We start from the raw sequence: 16,356 nt of genomic DNA on the forward strand, positions 1-16,356 counted from the left end.
TGAATATTTGCACATTCAAGGCGCCTGATACAAAGCTCCTCCGCTCAAGCGTCGAGGAGCTTTTTTGCGTTTCTGCCAAGTGTCCAGCTCGACGGATGCGATCCTGGTCATCAAATCATTCTGTGCGGCGGTGATGAACTGCTGCTCCATCAGGTCCAGAACCTCCATCGAGGCCATGATGTTGGCGATCGAGCCGTGCACCTGCAGACCGGCCGGCTGATGGCCCGGGGTCTTGCCGATCACGGTACCCGGTTCAGGCTGCCAGCAGCCAGGGGAGACGAGTTTACTCATGGTGGCGGGCCGGATCCACGCGATGCATCGAAGCCGATCGTGCGACCGAAGGCGATGGATGAGCCCGATCTGAGGATCGAAATGCTGAAGGTCAAGGCGCGGAATTTTCACTAGTGCCCTCGCGGCGGACGGCGAGCTACGGCTGCCTGAAGACAATCATTTTTTCTGCCGTCATCTCACGCGCAGTATATGGAATACCGCCGACCCCATAGCCTGATGTCCGCCGACCGGCAAACGGCATCCAGTCGGTCCGAAACGCGCTGTGGTCATTGACCATAACAGTCGAGGCATCAAGGCGCTCGGCCGCCTTGAGCGCAACGGCGAGATCACGCGTGAAGATGCTGCTCTGAAATGAGACCGGCAACGAATTTGCCTCATGAATGGCCTCATCGAGACTGGAAAATGAAAAGATGCAGGTGACCGGGCCGAACGCTTCTTCGTGTGATATCGTCGATTTTTGGGGCGGCTCCATGAGAACAGCAGGCGCCAACGTTGTGCTGCTGAGGCGTCCACCTCCGACAAGGCGCGCACCGTCCGAGGCGGCTTGCGCGACCCAGTCTGCGACCCGGTCGGCTTCTTCAGGCGTAATGAGTGGGCCGACTTCGGTTTGGGCAAGCAGGGGGTCTCCTACGCGCAGTCGCCCGACACGCTCGGCGAACCGTTCGACGAAGGCATCCTTGAGAGACCCATGGACATAGATGCGTTGGACGGAGACGCAAACCTGACCCGCATGATAGTAGCCGCCCTTCGCGAGCGGTTCGATGATTGCGTCGATATCGGCAGTCTGGTCGATGATAACGGGGGCCACGCCGCCGTGCTCGAGTGCGCAGCGGGTTCCCGGCGCCAGATTGGCGCGCAGATGCCAGCCCACCGCGGCTGAGCCGATGAAGCTCAGGAAGGCGATCCGCGGATCGCTTGCAAAGGCGCTCGACAGATCGCGGCTCTCGGGGAGCAGGGTCTGGACCCAGCCATCCGGTATGCCTGCTTCATGGACGAGCTTGACCAGCTCCAGGCAGCTAAGCGGCGTGGTGGCGGCGGGCTTGACGATGACAGGACAGCCCGTGGCGATCGCCGGCGCGATCTGGTGAACAATGAGATTGAGAGGATGGTTGAACGCCGAAATTGCGGCAACCACGCCGATGGGTTCCAGGATCGTCCAAGCGCGGCGGCCCTCGCTGGCCGGGGTGACGCCCATCGGTATCTCGGAGCCACCTCGGCTGCGAAGCAGTTCGGCGGCGTTTTGAATCCCATCGATCGCCCGATCGGTTTCAACCAATGCATCGGTGTAGGGCTTGCCGCCTTCTCGTGCGATGCGTTTTGCGAACGTCTCGCGTTGCTGCAAAACCAGATCGGCAAGGCGGAGGAGAACCGCCCGACGCTGGTGCGGCTGCAGCCAGCCGCGCCTGTCCTCGAAGCGTTTGCGGGCGAGGGTCAGCTTGCTTTCAAGTGCTGTGGCGTCGTCCGTCGGAAGATCGGCGATATGTTCGCGATCATAGGCTTGCACGACTTCAAGCATGAGATCCTCCGTTCCAGTTACTCTCCGAGCGCGACAGCTTCGAGGACAAGCGCCGAGCGATCCGCCAACGCCGGAACACGGGCGAGATAGGCCTGGTAGTGCTGCGTCTGGCGATGGGCTTCGACCGCCTCCGCGTCACGATAGAGCTCATCGAGCACGTAGCGCGTGGGCATTGAGGTGTCTCGCCATATGTCCCAGCGCAGATTGCCCGGCTCTGCCCGGCAATGCGGGATCATGCCGATCAGCAACTCGCGCAGTTCATCCGCCTTGCCGGGATGTGCAGTCAGGCTGGCGGTGATTTTCACGAATGATTGCGGCATGATGGTTCTCCCGTTTGACGTTGCTGCCTAGGCCAAAGAGGCGCGGTCTCGCAGGGCCGCAAGCAGCTTCTTTCCGAGTTCGCCTGCCGAAGCGGGATTCTGGCCCGTGATCAAACGTCCGTCGACGACGACATGCTCCTGCCAATTGGCAACCGACGAATAGTCGGCGCCCTCGGTTCTGAGCGCGTCCTCGAGTTCGTAGGGCACGTCCTCGCGGGCATAGTCATATTCCTCTTTCGTGGAGAAGCCCGTGAGCTTTTTGCCATGGACGAACGGTTTGCCGTCTCCGACGTCCACACCGAGCAGCGCGCAGGGTCCGTGGCACACGGCGGTCACCAGCTTGTTCGTCGTCCAGGCACGCGCGACCGCCTGCTGCACCTGCGCATTGCGCTGTATGTCGACCATCGGCCCCAGGCCGCCGGGCACAAGAATGGCATCGTAGTCGGCCGCATCCACCTCGCTGAGTTTACGACTGCGATTTAGCCGCCGAAAAGCCTTGCTCTCGAAGAACGCCTTCTGGGCGAGGTCCTTTTCGTCATAGGCGTCGTAAGGAGTCCAACCGCCGGCAGGAGAGGCGAATTCCACGGCGATGCCGGCGGTGTCGAGGACATCGAACGGATGGGCAACTTCCGCAAAGAAGAAGCCGGTTTTCCGGTTGTGCGGTCCGATCACGGCTGCGTTGGTGACGATGAACAGGACATGCTGGGTCATGATTGTCTCCTAGACATATGGTTCGGTTGGTTCTCGCGGGCCGTCCCGTCAGAATGTGACCACGGCACGCCCGACGATCTTGTTGTCCCGCATGAGATCGATGTATTCGTTGATATTCTTGAACGAGATCGTCTTGATCGTGTGCTGGATCTTGCCCGCGGCTGCCAGCGCCATGACCTCGATCAGATCCGCGTTGCTTCCCCAGAACGAGCCGTGAAAGGTTTGCTCGCCGGAGACACGTGGAAACAAAGGAATGTTGATCCGGTCGCCGATGAAGCCGACGTCGGCATAGTGCCCGCTGATCGCCAGGCGTGAGAAGGCTAGTTGCATCATCTCCGTAGCACCGGCGCAGTCGATGATCGCGTCGAACTTGTCCTGGCCGGTCGCCTTCTTGAGCTCTTTTCCGACATCCTCCGACGACTTGCCCTCGATCGCGATGATATGGTCGGCACCGTATTTCTTGGCGACCTGAAGCTTTTCCTCGTTCCGCGCGACGGCAACGACCGGGCCGCCCGCGCCCAGCAGCTTGGCATATTGGACGGCATAGGTGCCAAGGCCGCCGATGCCGAATACGCCGATGACCTTATCGGGTCCCAGGCCACCGGCATCGCGGATCTTCTTGAGTCCGCGATAGGGGGTCAGTCCGGCATCCGTCAGTGGTGCCAGCTGCTCGAACTTGAGATGTTTGGCAACTTTGATGGCATAGCGGGCTGGCACCGGGATGTATTCGGCAAAGCCACCATAGGTACCGAAGCCCGGCCAGCGGACATTGGGGCAGATATGCGTATTGCCGACCTGGCAATGCTTGCAGACACCGTCACCCCATCCGGGCGAGACGACGACATGATCACCTTCCGAAAGGCCAGAGGCTTTGGCCACCACGCCGCCGATCTTCTCGACCGTTCCGGTGATTTCATGACCAGGAATGACGGGGGGCGGGATATCGCCATAGCCCTGGAAGAAGCCATCGATGAGGAGCACGTCCGAGCGGCACATGCCACAGGCGGCGACCTTCACGAGCACCTCGTCGGGCTGAATATCGGGAACCTTGATGTCCTCAAGAACGAGGGGCTTGTTGTATTCGAGAATACGCGCGGCCTTCATAACAGGTCTCCTTCACCGTGTTGGATTTCTCATGATCGCGGCTGCCGCCGCCTCGGCGACCGCGATGTCCTGCTCGACAGAACCGGCGCTTGCGCCCACCGCACCGACGATCTGATCGCCAATCGTCACAGGCAGACCGCCGCCGAAAATCACGACACGGCCATCGTTGCTCTGCTCGATCCCGAACAGCGGTGCGCCGGGCTGTGCCAATTCAGCGAGATATTCGGTCGTCTTGTTGAACATCCGGGATGTCTTTGCCTTGCCGATGGCAAGATCGATGCTGCCTTCGAGCGCACCGTCCTGGCGTGCGAAGGCGATCAGCGCGCCACCCGCATCGACCACGGCGATGTTGTAGGGAATGCCAATTTTGGCCGCCTTGACCTCAGCTGCTTGGAGCATCTGCTTGGCGTCCGACAAAGTTAGCGTGCTCAGCGCGCGAGGCATGGTCCCTCCTCGATCCGATAGTTCCTCGACCAGTCACGTCCAGGCGCAAGCAGGCATGGCCAACAACGACCACCGAAAGCTAGAACCTGTTGATGCTGTCGGGCCGTAACCTGTGGGATTTCGTTATCCGACGACCCCCACCTTGATATCACCGCTCAAGGAAGGTCGCCGGTTAAAAAAGGTAAATCTCCGATCAGGGCGAGCGGGCTCGGTTGGGATGGCCGCAATTCGCCTTCATATCCGTTTTGGACATGGTGGCCGTCGTATCAACGCAGCGGCCACTGTGGAGACAGCCCATTTCTCATCCGATCGGCCACCTTCCAATAGGTTCCGCTGGTGTTACGACTGTGGTCAACCGTGCATGAGTTGCAGACATAGATAGGTTGCCCATACACTTTTGCGCCGTGACGCGGTTGCCGGACAATTGGTTTCGACGAGGGAAGTCTTTATGAAGGGAACGGACTTCTCCGAATTCAGGAGCGGCTGGCGGATCGTTCTGGCCAGCCTGCTTGGAACGGCTTTTGGCTTGCCTGCCGTAGTGTTTTACACGATCGGCGTTTTCGCTCCGATCTTTGCGCGGGAATTCGGCTGGTCGTTCGCGACAATTTTTGGCGGCCTGTCGTTGTTGGCCGCTTCGGTCCTGGCTGTCGGGCCATTTTTTCGCGATCTTGATCGACAAGTTTGGAGCACGGCTGGTGGCGTCGACCTCTCTGTCGTGCCTGGGCCTGAGCTATATGACGCTTGCGGCATCGAGCGGCTCGATTGGACAGTATTATCTCTCGTGGCTGGCCATCGCGATCTTCGGGCTGGGGGCGACGCCAGTCGTCTTCACGCGGGTGATCAACGGCGTATTCGAGGAACGCCGGGGGCTTGCCCTTGGCATCGCGTTGTCAGGCGCGGGGCTGTTCGCCTTCGTGGTGAAGCCGCTGGCGCAATTTTTGATCGAGACGGGCGGCTGGCGTGTCGCGATCCTCATCGTGGGCACAATGCCGATAGTCATGGCATGTCCGATGGTGCTTTGGGGCTTTGCCGGATTGCGCAGCAGGAATGTCGACGCGGGGTTGGCACCAAGGATTGCGTCGGAAGGCATGACCGCACGCGAGGCCTTCCGCTCACGCTCGTTCTGGCTTCTGGCCATCGTCTTCATTCCGATGTCCCTTGCCGTCGCGGCTCCGCTTCCCAACATCGAGAACATCCTTCGCTCGCTGCATCTGTCGCCGACCGAAGTCGTCCAGCTCGCCTCGCTCGTCGGCATAGCGGCTGTAGCCGGTCGGCTGCTGGGCGGCGTTCTGGTCGACAGGTTCTGGGCGCCGGCTGTTGGTACGGTCATATTGACGCTCGGCGCGGTCGCCTGCTTCACCCTGTCACTGGACGATGTGAGCTTCGCCATGGCTTGCATCGCCATTCTATTGCTTGGCCTGGTATCCGGGGTGGAATTCGACCTGATGGCCTATCTGGTTTCCCGCTATCTCGGGATGCGGAGCTACGCCACGACATATGCAACACTATACGGTATCTTCGTGGTCGGGGCTTTCGTGGGCCCCAGCCTGTTTGGCTACGCGTTCGACAGCACCGGCACCTATTCGGGCATCCTCAAAGCCTGTGCGCTGCTGCTCATCGGCGGCGCGACAGTGGTTCTTTTCCTGGGGCCTTATCCAACCCGGAAAGCCTAGCAGCGCCAGCGGGCCGATCCCGGTGGTTGTGTGACCGCGTTCGATTTTTACGTCTTTTAACCAGCCGAGCCGCAACCCTCACGATATCATCTCCGCAGTTTCCAGGACGGCCGGCATCGGTCCGCCGCCCATCGCGAGACATCAGGAGTTCGACACGATGAAACCCACAATCTGGATATTGTCCGCGGCCATGACTGCTTTTGCTCCAGCGGCCTCTGTCGCCGCCGAAAAACCCGTCTCGATCGTTCTGGTGCACGGCGCGTTCGTCGACGGCTCCGGCTGGCAGGCGGTGTTCGACACCCTGAGCAAGGATGGGTATGAGGTGCTGGTGGTTCAGAACCCGACGATCAGCCTCAGTGGCGATGTCGCGGCCACGGAGCGTGTGATCGCTAAGGCGAAACATCCGGTGGTCCTCGTTGGCCACTCCTACGGTGGGATGGTCATTACCGAGGCCGGCGATAACCCCAAGGTGCAAAGCCTGGTCTATGTCGCGGCGTTCGCGCCCGACGCCGGGGAGTCGGTGGCATCGCTTGCGGAACAGCCGGTTCCGGCCGGAGAATCGGCCGCACCGCTGTTGCCGCCCAGTGATGGCTACCTAACCGTCGACCCGTCGAAATTCCCGAAGGCATTTGCCGCCGATGTCGATGCCTCAATTACAGGCTTCATGGCCGCAGCCCAGGTTCCCTGGGGACTGGACGCTGTGAAGACCCCAATCAGCAAGGTCGCGTGGAAGGCCAAGCCCTCGTATTTCATGGTCACCACGAAAGACATGATGATCCCCCCAACCTTCCAGAGGGGATTTGCCAAACGGGCCGGCAGTGTGACCACCGAGATCGACAGCAGCCATGCCGTCATGCTTTCGCATGCCAAAGAGGTCGCAGCCTTCATCGAAACTGCGGATAAATAGCGGAACCGGATCATGCCCTACATCAAGATCATGGCCAACTTGCTTGCCAAGCCGGGCAAAGCCGAAGAACTTGAGGCGCTGCTCTTCGCCATGGCACCCGAGTGCAGGATGGAGCCGGGGAACCTGAGATGGGATGTCTGGCGGGATCAGGCGAAAGCCGACCGCTATGTTCTGGATGAACTCTATATCGACAACGCCGCGGTGGCGGCGCACCGCGAGACGCCGCATTTCAAGAATTACCTCGCCAGCATCCATGATCTCGCCGAACGGAGCGCCTTTGTCCTCGACCCCGTAATGGTTGCGAGCAAGAATGGCTAGGGTCAAAACTCAATCAGGATAGGTGTTTTGCCGGAGAGCTTCGAGAAGTTGACGCGCCTTCACCACGGTCACGCAGGGTAGTACGTCATCGAACTCGGCGCAGACGGGCGACAGCAGTTCGGCCGCGGCGTCGCGCCGGTCGGCTTCGACCCATAGTTCCGCCAATGCCGTCGATGCCCGAAGCCGGAAGAAAAGCGCGCCGCTTTCCCTTGCTGTTTCCGCCGCGAGCAGCAGCGTTTCCGACGCGCCCGACAGGTCGCCATCCAGTCGCTGCAGCATGGCGCGCACGCGTAACAGCTCCGGTCGAGACCAGTGTTCACCCTGTCGGTCGGCGCGGTCGAAAGAGGCACTCAGGCTGTCGCGGGCCAGCGCGATGCGCCCTTCGCGCAAGGCAGCCTCGGCGAGAGTGGCGAGATAGAACGGCACCCGAACAAGGAAGTTGTTGGCGACGAGTTGCTCGATCGCGAGTTTCATCGTGTCGACCCCTTCCGGGTCGCCGTCCGTGCTCCCGACGACGCCGCGGTAGAACAGGCAGACCGGCCGCCAGATCGCGATTTCGCGTAGAGTAAGATTGCGGGCAAGCGCCGCGACATGCAGGCGTGCGATTTCGGTATCGCCGGACCAAAAGGCGATAGGCAAGGCGGCCTGCGCCAGAGCGTTGGAATGCGAGACCGTGTGGTTGAGTGCGACACTATGGTCGAGCGCGTCCTGCAATGCTGCCGCCGCTTCACGGCGATCTCCGGCTACCCAGGCCGTCATCGCCAATGCCACCCGGATCGACACGAACCGGTCCATCTGGAAGCGGGCAACAGCCGAGCGCTTTGCCGAGGTGGCATTGTCGCGCGCGAGCCGTTTCAGGCCGGAATGCGCGCGCCCGATATCGCCGCGATAGAAGACGGCCGTGAGCCTTACCCGTTCTCCCTCTACGATAGCCAGCCGTTCATCATCGCCGCCTGCGAGTTTGGCAAACTGCTCAAGCGTCGCGATCGCCTGCCTGTGTCGCCCGGTGAAGCTCTGCAATATGCCAAGCCCCCACAAGGTGCGAAGTTGATAATCGACATTGCCGATCTCGCGCGCCAGTCGGTTTGCCTCCGTCCACGCCGCGTCGGCTTCGGGACCGAGATTATCGGAGAAATTGAGGCCCGAGGCATAGGACGCGATGAGCTTCATCTTGATAGCGGGGTCGCAACGCGACAGTGCTTCCGTGCATCTCAGCGCACGCTCGACACATTGCCGGCTTTCAGCGACGGTCGACAATTCGTCCCAAAGCGGAATTGCAGCGGCGGTAAGGCGCACGCCCACCTCCGGCTGGGCGCCGTGACCGAGTGTCCAGTCGATCGCCTTGCGCAAGTCGTTCGTCCGCTGTGCGTAGCACGCGGTCCATTCATTTCTCGGCCTCCACAGCCACTCCGCTTCGGCTTGCTCGAAAAGCCGGAGCAGGTAGCGCGCGTGGCTGGATCGGGCATTGGCGGCTTCTCCACTCCTGTCCAACTGCTCGGCCGCAAAGCTGCGAGTGCAGTCGAGCAGACGATAGCGTAGTCCTTCGACGTCGTGCGCGGCCGACAAAAGCGATTTTGCCGCAAGGTTTTGCGTACAAGCGGCGATCTCCTCGATTGCTAGGCCAATGTGGTCGGCCACGCCGATGACATCGGAGAAAGAGAAGCTTGCCGAAAAGACCGACAGGAAGCGTAGAAGCTTGGCCTCCTCCTTGGACAGGAGCTGATAGCTCCACTCCAGGGTCGCGAGCAGGGTCTGGTGTCGTGGCGGGGTCCCCGCGGAACTGGCGACAAGTGGCTCAAAACTGTGCTCGAGCAGAAAGAGCAGGGTTGTCGGTTTCAATAACGGCAGCCGCGATGCTGCGAGCTCGATTGCAAGCGCAATACCGTCCAGACGCCGGCATATTGCTGCCACGACTGGTGCGTCAGCGTCATCGAGTTGGTATCCGCAGGCTTCGTTGACGCGTTGAACAAAGAGTTGGACCGCGGGGAAGGTCAGGGCATCTGCTCGGTTCTCTCCGCGGTGTTCGTCTGGATAGGGAAGCGGAGACAGGCGATAGACGCTCTCCGACCGTGATCGAAGCGGCTCCCGGCTTGTGGCGATGATGTGAAGGCCCGGAAGCGCAAGCGTAAGGTGTTCCGCGATCGCCGACGCGGTGCTGAGAACATGCTCGCAGTTGTCCAGCACGAGCAGCATTTCGTGACTGCGCAATGCCTCGACGATCCCGGCAAGCGTATTCGCCGATCTGCCGCCGATGCCCAGCGACGTCGCTATCGTCACCTCCACAAGCTGGGGATCGCCGATGACGGCAAGATCCACAAAACAGACACCGTCCCGATAGTTGTCCAGAAGGCTTTTTGCCGTGGCGACAGCGACAGTCGTCTTGCCGACTCCCGCTGGTCCGACAACGGTTACCAGTCGGCTTTCCGGAAGCCTGGCGGCGAGCTCCGCAACGACGTCGTGGCGACCGACAAGTTGCGGCAGGCGGGGCAACTCGCGGATGAAAGCGTTGGCCGCATCGAAGGAGAGGTGCGGCTGGCTTCCACCATAGATGCGCAGGGGCGCAACGAAGCGGTAGCCGCGGCCGGCCACGGTGGCAATGCACGACAGGCCTGAGGCCGTTCGTGGAAGGGCCCGGCGCAGCGCGGCGATGTTGACTTTCAGGTTGCTTTCGTGAACGAAGGTGCCCGGCCAGGCGAAACTCATAAGCTTGTCCTTGCCGACGACCTCTCCCGGGTGGCTCACGAGCAGGTGGAGCAGATCGACGGCCCGGCTTCCCAACCGCAACGGCTTGTCGCGAAACATCAGTAGTTGCCGGTCCGGAATGAACCGATAGTCACCAAAGCAATATGTCTTGCCGTCTGATTTGCCGGATCGTTCCATGCGCTCTCAGATGATTTCGCTGTGACCGTGCTGTCATGAGTTGCGCCGAACGAATTCAAGGCTCAAACTGGCGCTTGCCAGCGAATTTAGCCGCTTTTCGCGCCAGGGTCACCCACCCGTGTTGGCTCAACAAGTGAAGACGTTCATCATGACTGAGCGCACGATCATGCCGCACTCGGGCGACAATATCACCTCGCGGTAAAGTGCTGGCATTGCTGGACCTGTTGCGCCGTGGCAGCAATAACGACGCAAGGCATGCAACCTCGCAGCCGAAATTGAATTCCGTCTGATTGTGACGTTGTGAAATATATTTCACAATATGAATTATATTGACAAGTATTTCATCTTCGCCTTTATTGTTCCCATCGAACTTCGAGGAGGAAGTTCGGTTTCAACGCGATCAGCGGCGTCGGTTTGACGCCCTCGGGCTTTTGGGAGGGGCTTCGGCCTCGAGGAGGAATCTTGCGCAAATTTTTAGGCTCGACCGCATTGGCGGTCCTTGCAACAACGCTTTTTGCCGGCACGGCGTCGGCGGAGACCGACAATCCGTTCCGCTGTAAGCCGGGTGAAAAATACGTCATGAACGTCATGGTTTCGGGCGTCGAATACTGGTTCCCGGTCTATGAGATGTTCAAGCAGGCCGGCCAGCAGTTCGGCTGCGAAACGGCCTATACAGGCACGCCGGAATATGACGTCAACAAGCAGATCGCCACCTTCGACCAGGCGCTGGCCCAGAACCCGGCCGGCATCCTCGTCCATCCGATGAACTCCGATCCGTTCATCGAGCCGATCAACCGCGCCATCGACCAGGGCACGGCCGTCGTCACCTTCGCCGCCGACTCGCCGCTTTCCAAGCGCGTTTCGTTCATCACCTCGGACAACAACCGCGAAGGAGTCTATGCCGCCGATGCGATTGCCGAGAAGATGGGTGGCAAGGGCGAATATGCGGTTCTGGAAAATCCTGGTCAGGACAACCACGACAAGCGCATCACCGCCTTCATCGGCCGCATGGAAGAAAAGTGGCCGGACATGAAGCTGGTTGGCCGCGCCGCTTCCAACCAAGACCCGACCAAGGCCTATCAGGGGCTTTCGAGCCTGATTCAGGCCAATCCGAACCTCGGTGCAGTCTTCATGCCAGAGGCGAACTCCGCGATCGGTGCCTCGCAGGCGTCCAAGGAAAACGGCGGCAAGGTTCTCGTGATGTGCGCCGACGTCAACGCCAACATCCTCGACATGATCAAGGCCGGCGAAGTCTTCGGATCGATCAACCCGAACCAAGGCATGCAGGGCTATATGGGCTTCATGCTGCTGTGGCTTGCAAAGCACCCGGAACTGATCGACCCGATGAATGACGCCAAGCGCTCGGGCTTCAACCCGATGAGCATCCCGGTGGTGGACAACGGCCTTTCGATCGTCACCGCCGAAAATGCCGACGACTTCTATTGGGACAAGTACCTGAAGCGGCGTGGCACGAAGGGAATCGAGGAATAAGGGGCTCTTCTCCCCGGGTGGATGAGGGGCTGGCTCTGAGCATGCCGCACTGTCCCTGTCCCGTCATCGCCTCGCAAACTTGGCACTTCTCCCCGCTGGGGGAGAAGCGTCAGATTACAGCGGCCGCCTCGATCTGTTGCCGGCTATGAAGTAAGGGAAAATGACCAATGACGGAGCCGGTGCTTACCATTCACGGCATGACCAAGCATTTCGGGGCGGTGAAGGCCTTGACCGATGTCAACTTCACGCTCGAACGCGGCGAGGTTCATGCGCTGTGTGGCGAAAACGGCGCCGGAAAGTCGACCCTGATGAACATCATCGCGGGCGTGCTGCAGCCGACCGAAGGCGAGATCCGCGTTGATGGCAAACCCGTGCGTATTGCTTCGCCGGCTGCCGCGCAATCGCTGGGCATCGGTCTCGTGCATCAGGAAATCGCACTTTGCCCGGATGCGACAGTGGCCGAAAACATGTTCATGGCGGCGACCAACCGGCGACGCACCCCTTTCATGAATTACCGTGCCCTGGAGCGCGATGCCCAGGCAGTGATGAACCGGCTCGCCGCCATCGATGTGCGCCAGAAGGTCGCGGACCTGCCGATTTCCAGCCAGCAGCTTGTCGAGATCGCCAAGGCGCTGACGCTAGACTGCCGCGTTCTGATCCTCGATGAGCCCACTGCTGCGCTTACCGAAACGGAGGCGCAGCGGCTCTTTTCCATCATCCGCGACCTCAAGGCGAACGGCATCTCGATCATCTATATCAGCCATCGCATGGCGGAGATCTTCAGTCTCTGCGACCGGGTGACCGTGTTCCGTGACGGCCGTTATGTCTGCACCGACAACATCGCCGATGTCACGGCTGACGACGTGGTGAGCCGCATGGTCGGTCGCGAGATTACGCAGCTCTATCCCGACAAACTCGGAGCGGGCGAGGCATCCAGCGAGACGATCCTTGAAGTCGATGGCATCAGCGACGGTGCGCGTTTTCATGACATCAGCTTCGATTTGCACAAAGGCGAAATCCTCGGCATTGGTGGCCTGATCGGCTCCGGCCGCACGGAAATCGCCGAGGGCATTTGCGGCCTTCGTGCGCATACATCCGGCGAGGTCCGCCTGCATGGCAAGTCTCAGGCGATCCGCGCCTATGCCGATGCCGTTAAGGCCGGTATCCTCTATCTGTCGGAGGATCGTAAGGGCGCGGGCATTTTCCTGGAAATGTCGATCGCCCAGAATATCTCGGTGCTGAACCTGAAGGCGCTCACCAATCATGCCGGTCTGCTCAACGGTCGCGCCGAGGCGACGGTGGCGGAGGATTTCGCGCGGCGGCTGGCGGTGCGCATGCTCGGCGTCGAGGCGCCGGTCAAATCGCTTTCGGGCGGTAACCAGCAGAAGGTGGCGATCGCCAAGCAACTTGCCGTCAATCCCAAGGTGATCCTGATGGATGAGCCGACACGCGGCATCGATGTCGGCGCGAAAGCCGAAATTCACCGGCTGCTGCGCGACCTTGCGCGCGGCGGTATCGGTATCGTCGTCATCTCTTCGGAAATGCCCGAGCTGCTCGGGCTCTGCGACCGCGTGATGGTCGTGCGGGAGGGGCGCATCGCGGGCGAGCTTGGCCCGCAAGACATGACGGAAGAAGCCGTGATCCGCCTTGCATCGGGGGTCAGCGCGGCGAGGACGGCAGATCATGCCGCTTAAGGAGGGGGAGACGGGAATGGCAATCGACACGATGGCGGCGGACATGCCGAAAACGGGGCATTGGAAACGCATCGGCACCATGCGCGAGGCGGGGCTGATCGCTATCATCCTAGCTCTCTGTGTGATCATGAGCTTTGCCTCTCCGCACTTCCTCACGTTCGGCAATTTCCGCGCCATGCTGATGAGCTTTTCTGTGGAGGGCATCGTCGTCGTCGGCATGACGATCCTCCTGATCGTCGGCGGTATCGATCTCGCCGTCGGCTCGGTGGTCTGCTTTGCTATGGTGCTCTCCGGCTCGCTGTTCCTTGCCGGATTGGACCCGTGGACGTCCTCGCTAGTCGGCATTCTCGCCAGCGGTTTCATTGGGGCGATCATGGGCTTCTTCGTGACGGTGGTCGGGCTCAATCACTTCATCACCTCACTTGCGGGCATGGTGATCGTACGCGGGCTTTGCCTGATCATAACCAAGGGCACGCCGCTCTCGCTTTTCACGCTGCCGGCAAGTTTCAAGGCCGTGGGGCAGGGCACGTTCTATGGTGTTCCCTACGTGATCCTGATCTTCGTCGCTGTGGTCATCCTGTTCGATTTCCTGCTGCGCCGGGCGACTGCCTTCCGCAAGGTCTTCTACACCGGCAGCAACGAGAAGGCGGCACTCTATTCCGGCATCCGCACCAACCAAGTGAAGTTCTGGGTGACGGTTCTCTGCTCAACGCTGTCAGGTGTCGCAGGTGTCATCTATATGTCCCGCTTCGGTGCCGCGACGCCCACTTTCGGCGTCGGCATGGAGCTGAATATCATCGCGGCGGCGGTTATCGGCGGGGCTTCACTGAACGGTGGCTCGGGCACGATCTTCGGCGCCATCCTTGGCATTGCGCTGCTCTCGGTCGTCACCTCGTCGCTGATCCTGCTCGATGTCTCCGTCTATTGGCAGGACATGATCAAGGGGTGCATTCTGCTCGCCGCCGTTTCCATCGATCATTTCCTGCACAAGCGGAAGGCCGTCTGATATGCCGATCGCCAAACTGAAACCCAAGACCACAGCGCCACGCGAGGAAATCGTCATCGCGCGCCAGATGCACCAGGCGCTCGTGCTGCACTTCCTCGAAGGTTTGACGCAGTCGCAGATCGCCGACCAGCTCGGCATCTCGCACGCCACCGTCAACCGGCTGATCAAGCGCGGCCGCCAGCTCGGCCTTGTCGAGATCAAGATCAAATCGCCGGTCGAACCGCTGGTGGACATGGAAGAACGCCTGCTTTCGCTCGGCGGCATCCGCCGCGCCGTGGTGGTGCCGACAGTCTCCGACAATCCGCAGACGGCGTTGCAAGCGGTTGGGGAAGCGGCGGCTCGGCTGCTGCTGGAGGAAATCGCCGATGGCGACACGATCTGCATCACCGGCGGCAAGGGTGTCGGGGCAGTCGTCGCCGGCCTGCAGCCCGCCCGCCGTTTCGACGTCGAGGTGATCCCCGCGACCGGCTGCGTTCAGGGCAAGCACTATACCGACGTCAACCACGTCTCGACGCTGATGGCCGACCGGCTCGGCGGACGCTCCTACCAGATCCACGCGCCGCTCTTTGCCGATGATGCCGTGCAGCGGGACATGCTGCTCAACATGCGCGCCGTCGCGGATGTCTTCCGGCGGGCGCGGGAAGCCAAGGTCGCGGTGGTTGGTATCGGCTCGATCCTCAGCGCAGACTCGACGTACTACGATCTGCATCCTTCTTCGAGCGAGGACCGCAAGGCCATTGAACATTCCGGCGCGAGTGCGGAACTGCTCGCCCATCTGCTCGATGGCGAAGGCCGGGTCTGCGATTACAGCCTGAACCGGGCGCTGGTTTCGCTGACGCTGGAAGAGTTCGCCTCGATCCCGACGAAGATCGGCGTGGCAAGCGGCCTCAACAAGGCCAGCTCGATCCTGAGCGTCCTACGCGGCAACCATCTCGATACGCTCGTCACTGACGAGGCCACCGGGGCGCGCATTCTTGAAATTGCATCCGGGGAAGGGTTTTCGGCATGAGCGGCGAACAGTTGATCCGCGAGATCGGGCGCTCCGGCGTCAGGGCCTCGGCCGTAGGGCTGGGCACGTGGGCGATCGGCGGTTGGATGTGGGGCGGCACCGACGAGGCGCAATCCATCGCCGCCATCCACGCCTCGCTTGATGCCGGCGTGACCCTCATCGACACGGCCCCGGCTTATGGCCTCGGCCGCTCTGAGGAGATCGTTGGCAAGGCGCTCACCCGCCGGCGCGACAAGGCTGTCATCGCCACCAAGTGCGGCCTCGTCTGGCATACACAGAAGGGAAAGCATTTCTTCGACCAGGATGGCAAGCCGGTTCACCGCTATCTCGGGCGTGACTCTATCATTCACGAAGTCGAGGAAAGTCTGCGCCGGCTCGGCACGGATTATATCGACCTCTACATCACCCACTGGCAGGACGTAACGACACCGATCGAGGAGACCGTGCGGGCGCTTGAAGAGTTGAAGTCGGCTGGCAAGATCCGTGCCATCGGCGCAAGCAACGTCGATAAGGCCGGGCTTCAGCAATATGTTCAAACTGGATCGCTCGATGCGATCCAGGAGCGGTTCAGTATGATCGATCGCGAAATCGAGGCGGACCTGCTGCCACTTACTGTTCAAAGCGGGATTTCGACGCTCAGCTACTCCTCGCTGGCGCTCGGTCTGCTGTCGAGCACCATCGGACCGGATCGCATCTTCGCAGGCGACGACCAGCGCAAGGGCAATCCGCGCTTCTCCGTCGCCAACCGGCAGAAGGCGAAGGCGTTTTCCGACGCGATCGGGCCGATAGCGGAGCGGCATGCGGCGAGCGTCGCGCAGGTGGTGATCGCCTGGACGCTTTCGCAGCCGGGCGTCACCTTTGCTCTCTGTGGCGCACGCAATCCGGCGCAAGCACTCGACAATGCACGAGCCGGAACGCTCAGGCTTTCTGCGGACGATCTTTCGGCCATTGACGCGGCGCTGGCCGCGAAACTGGCTAACATGGACGGATAA

Annotated in this window: 15 protein-coding genes; 8 read left to right on the forward strand and 7 right to left on the reverse strand. The window is 61.0% G+C overall.

Annotated features, from left to right (window positions below; genetic code table 11):
* Positions 1 to 15: 15 nt before the first annotated feature.
* The 6 genes from FHT97_RS14300 to FHT97_RS14325 form a co-directional block, all read right to left on the reverse strand.
* The gene (locus FHT97_RS14300) at positions 16 to 291 is read right to left on the reverse strand and encodes a hypothetical protein (protein ID WP_183863043.1); all 276 of its coding nucleotides are present in this window, start codon (positions 289 to 291) and stop codon (positions 16 to 18) included.
* Between the two features lie 136 nt (positions 292 to 427).
* Positions 428 to 1,807: an aldehyde dehydrogenase family protein gene (locus FHT97_RS14305; RefSeq protein ID WP_183863045.1), complete on the reverse strand. Its 1,380-nt coding sequence runs from the start codon at positions 1,805 to 1,807 to the stop codon at positions 428 to 430.
* Positions 1,808 to 1,824: 17 nt separating this feature from the next.
* Positions 1,825 to 2,127 carry a putative quinol monooxygenase gene (locus FHT97_RS14310; RefSeq protein WP_183863047.1) on the reverse strand — a complete coding sequence of 101 codons (303 nt, stop codon included), beginning with the start codon at positions 2,125 to 2,127 and terminating at the stop codon, positions 1,825 to 1,827.
* Between the two features lie 27 nt (positions 2,128 to 2,154).
* Positions 2,155 to 2,838: a type 1 glutamine amidotransferase domain-containing protein gene (locus FHT97_RS14315; RefSeq protein ID WP_183863049.1), complete on the reverse strand. Its 684-nt coding sequence runs from the start codon at positions 2,836 to 2,838 to the stop codon at positions 2,155 to 2,157.
* 48 nt (positions 2,839 to 2,886) lie between these two features.
* On the reverse strand, positions 2,887 to 3,942 hold the full coding sequence (locus tag FHT97_RS14320; protein WP_183863051.1) for an NAD(P)-dependent alcohol dehydrogenase: 1,056 nt from the start codon (positions 3,940 to 3,942) through the stop codon (positions 2,887 to 2,889).
* A 12-nt stretch (positions 3,943 to 3,954) separates the two neighbouring features.
* Positions 3,955 to 4,386: a heme-binding protein gene (locus FHT97_RS14325; RefSeq protein WP_183863053.1), complete on the reverse strand. Its 432-nt coding sequence runs from the start codon at positions 4,384 to 4,386 to the stop codon at positions 3,955 to 3,957.
* 668 nt (positions 4,387 to 5,054) lie between these two features.
* Here FHT97_RS14325 and FHT97_RS14330 point away from each other — a divergent pair.
* The 3 genes from FHT97_RS14330 (at position 5,055) to FHT97_RS14340 (ending at position 7,284) form a co-directional block, all read left to right on the forward strand.
* A complete protein-coding gene (locus FHT97_RS14330) occupies positions 5,055 to 6,059 on the forward strand; it encodes an MFS transporter (RefSeq protein WP_246712635.1) in 1,005 nt (334 codons plus the stop codon).
* A 190-nt stretch (positions 6,060 to 6,249) separates the two neighbouring features.
* Positions 6,250 to 6,966 (forward strand): alpha/beta hydrolase, encoded by a 717-nt coding sequence (locus FHT97_RS14335; protein ID WP_183863057.1) that lies wholly within the window; start codon positions 6,250 to 6,252, stop codon positions 6,964 to 6,966.
* A gap of 12 nt (positions 6,967 to 6,978) precedes the next feature.
* Complete coding sequence (locus FHT97_RS14340) at positions 6,979 to 7,284, forward strand: putative quinol monooxygenase (RefSeq protein WP_183863059.1); 306 nt, start codon at positions 6,979 to 6,981, stop codon at positions 7,282 to 7,284.
* A gap of 9 nt (positions 7,285 to 7,293) precedes the next feature.
* Here FHT97_RS14340 and FHT97_RS14345 read toward each other — a convergent pair whose 3' ends face one another.
* Positions 7,294 to 10,164, reverse strand: a complete 2,871-nt coding sequence (locus FHT97_RS14345) for a winged helix-turn-helix domain-containing protein (protein WP_183863061.1) — start codon at positions 10,162 to 10,164, stop codon at positions 7,294 to 7,296.
* Between the two features lie 462 nt (positions 10,165 to 10,626).
* On the opposite strand from FHT97_RS14345, the gene FHT97_RS14350 reads away from it, so the two are divergent.
* From FHT97_RS14350 to FHT97_RS14370, 5 genes are all read left to right on the forward strand, one after another.
* Positions 10,627 to 11,655 carry a substrate-binding domain-containing protein gene (locus FHT97_RS14350; protein ID WP_183757651.1) on the forward strand — a complete coding sequence of 343 codons (1,029 nt, stop codon included), beginning with the start codon at positions 10,627 to 10,629 and terminating at the stop codon, positions 11,653 to 11,655.
* Positions 11,656 to 11,822: 167 nt separating this feature from the next.
* The gene (locus FHT97_RS14355) at positions 11,823 to 13,349 is read left to right on the forward strand and encodes a sugar ABC transporter ATP-binding protein (RefSeq protein WP_183863062.1); all 1,527 of its coding nucleotides are present in this window, start codon (positions 11,823 to 11,825) and stop codon (positions 13,347 to 13,349) included.
* 16 nt (positions 13,350 to 13,365) lie between these two features.
* Positions 13,366 to 14,355, forward strand: coding sequence for an ABC transporter permease (locus tag FHT97_RS14360; protein ID WP_183863064.1), 990 nt, complete (start codon positions 13,366 to 13,368; stop codon positions 14,353 to 14,355).
* A gap of 1 nt (position 14,356) precedes the next feature.
* Entirely contained in the window at positions 14,357 to 15,364 is a 1,008-nt protein-coding gene (locus FHT97_RS14365; protein WP_183863066.1) for a sugar-binding transcriptional regulator, read from the forward strand.
* Complete coding sequence (locus tag FHT97_RS14370; protein WP_183863068.1) at positions 15,361 to 16,356, forward strand: aldo/keto reductase; 996 nt, start codon at positions 15,361 to 15,363, stop codon at positions 16,354 to 16,356. Before FHT97_RS14365 ends, FHT97_RS14370 begins: the two co-directional genes overlap by 4 nt.

It is taken from the genome of Rhizobium sp. BK399 (assembly GCF_014194695.1).
In the GTDB taxonomy this organism is placed as follows: domain Bacteria; phylum Pseudomonadota; class Alphaproteobacteria; order Rhizobiales; family Rhizobiaceae; genus Rhizobium.

What these genes read in the sequence shown, in the direction of transcription:
- FHT97_RS14305 (WP_183863045.1), bottom strand. Translation starts at nt 1,807, where the DNA reads ATGCTTGAAGTCGTGCAAGCCTATGATCGCGAACATATCGCCGATCTT.
- FHT97_RS14345 (WP_183863061.1), bottom strand. Translation starts at nt 10,164, where the DNA reads ATGGAACGATCCGGCAAATCAGACGGCAAGACATATTGCTTTGGTGAC.
- FHT97_RS14360 (WP_183863064.1), top strand. Translation starts at nt 13,366, where the DNA reads ATGGCAATCGACACGATGGCGGCGGACATGCCGAAAACGGGGCATTGG.
- FHT97_RS14355 (WP_183863062.1), top strand. Translation starts at nt 11,823, where the DNA reads ATGACGGAGCCGGTGCTTACCATTCACGGCATGACCAAGCATTTCGGG.
- FHT97_RS14335 (WP_183863057.1), top strand. Translation starts at nt 6,250, where the DNA reads ATGACTGCTTTTGCTCCAGCGGCCTCTGTCGCCGCCGAAAAACCCGTC.
- FHT97_RS14340 (WP_183863059.1), top strand. Translation starts at nt 6,979, where the DNA reads ATGCCCTACATCAAGATCATGGCCAACTTGCTTGCCAAGCCGGGCAAA.
- FHT97_RS14325 (WP_183863053.1), bottom strand. Translation starts at nt 4,386, where the DNA reads ATGCCTCGCGCGCTGAGCACGCTAACTTTGTCGGACGCCAAGCAGATG.
- FHT97_RS14365 (WP_183863066.1), top strand. Translation starts at nt 14,357, where the DNA reads ATGCCGATCGCCAAACTGAAACCCAAGACCACAGCGCCACGCGAGGAA.
- FHT97_RS14370 (WP_183863068.1), top strand. Translation starts at nt 15,361, where the DNA reads ATGAGCGGCGAACAGTTGATCCGCGAGATCGGGCGCTCCGGCGTCAGG.
- FHT97_RS14310 (WP_183863047.1), bottom strand. Translation starts at nt 2,127, where the DNA reads ATGCCGCAATCATTCGTGAAAATCACCGCCAGCCTGACTGCACATCCC.
- FHT97_RS14315 (WP_183863049.1), bottom strand. Translation starts at nt 2,838, where the DNA reads ATGACCCAGCATGTCCTGTTCATCGTCACCAACGCAGCCGTGATCGGA.
- FHT97_RS14320 (WP_183863051.1), bottom strand. Translation starts at nt 3,942, where the DNA reads ATGAAGGCCGCGCGTATTCTCGAATACAACAAGCCCCTCGTTCTTGAG.
- FHT97_RS14300 (WP_183863043.1), bottom strand. Translation starts at nt 291, where the DNA reads ATGAGTAAACTCGTCTCCCCTGGCTGCTGGCAGCCTGAACCGGGTACC.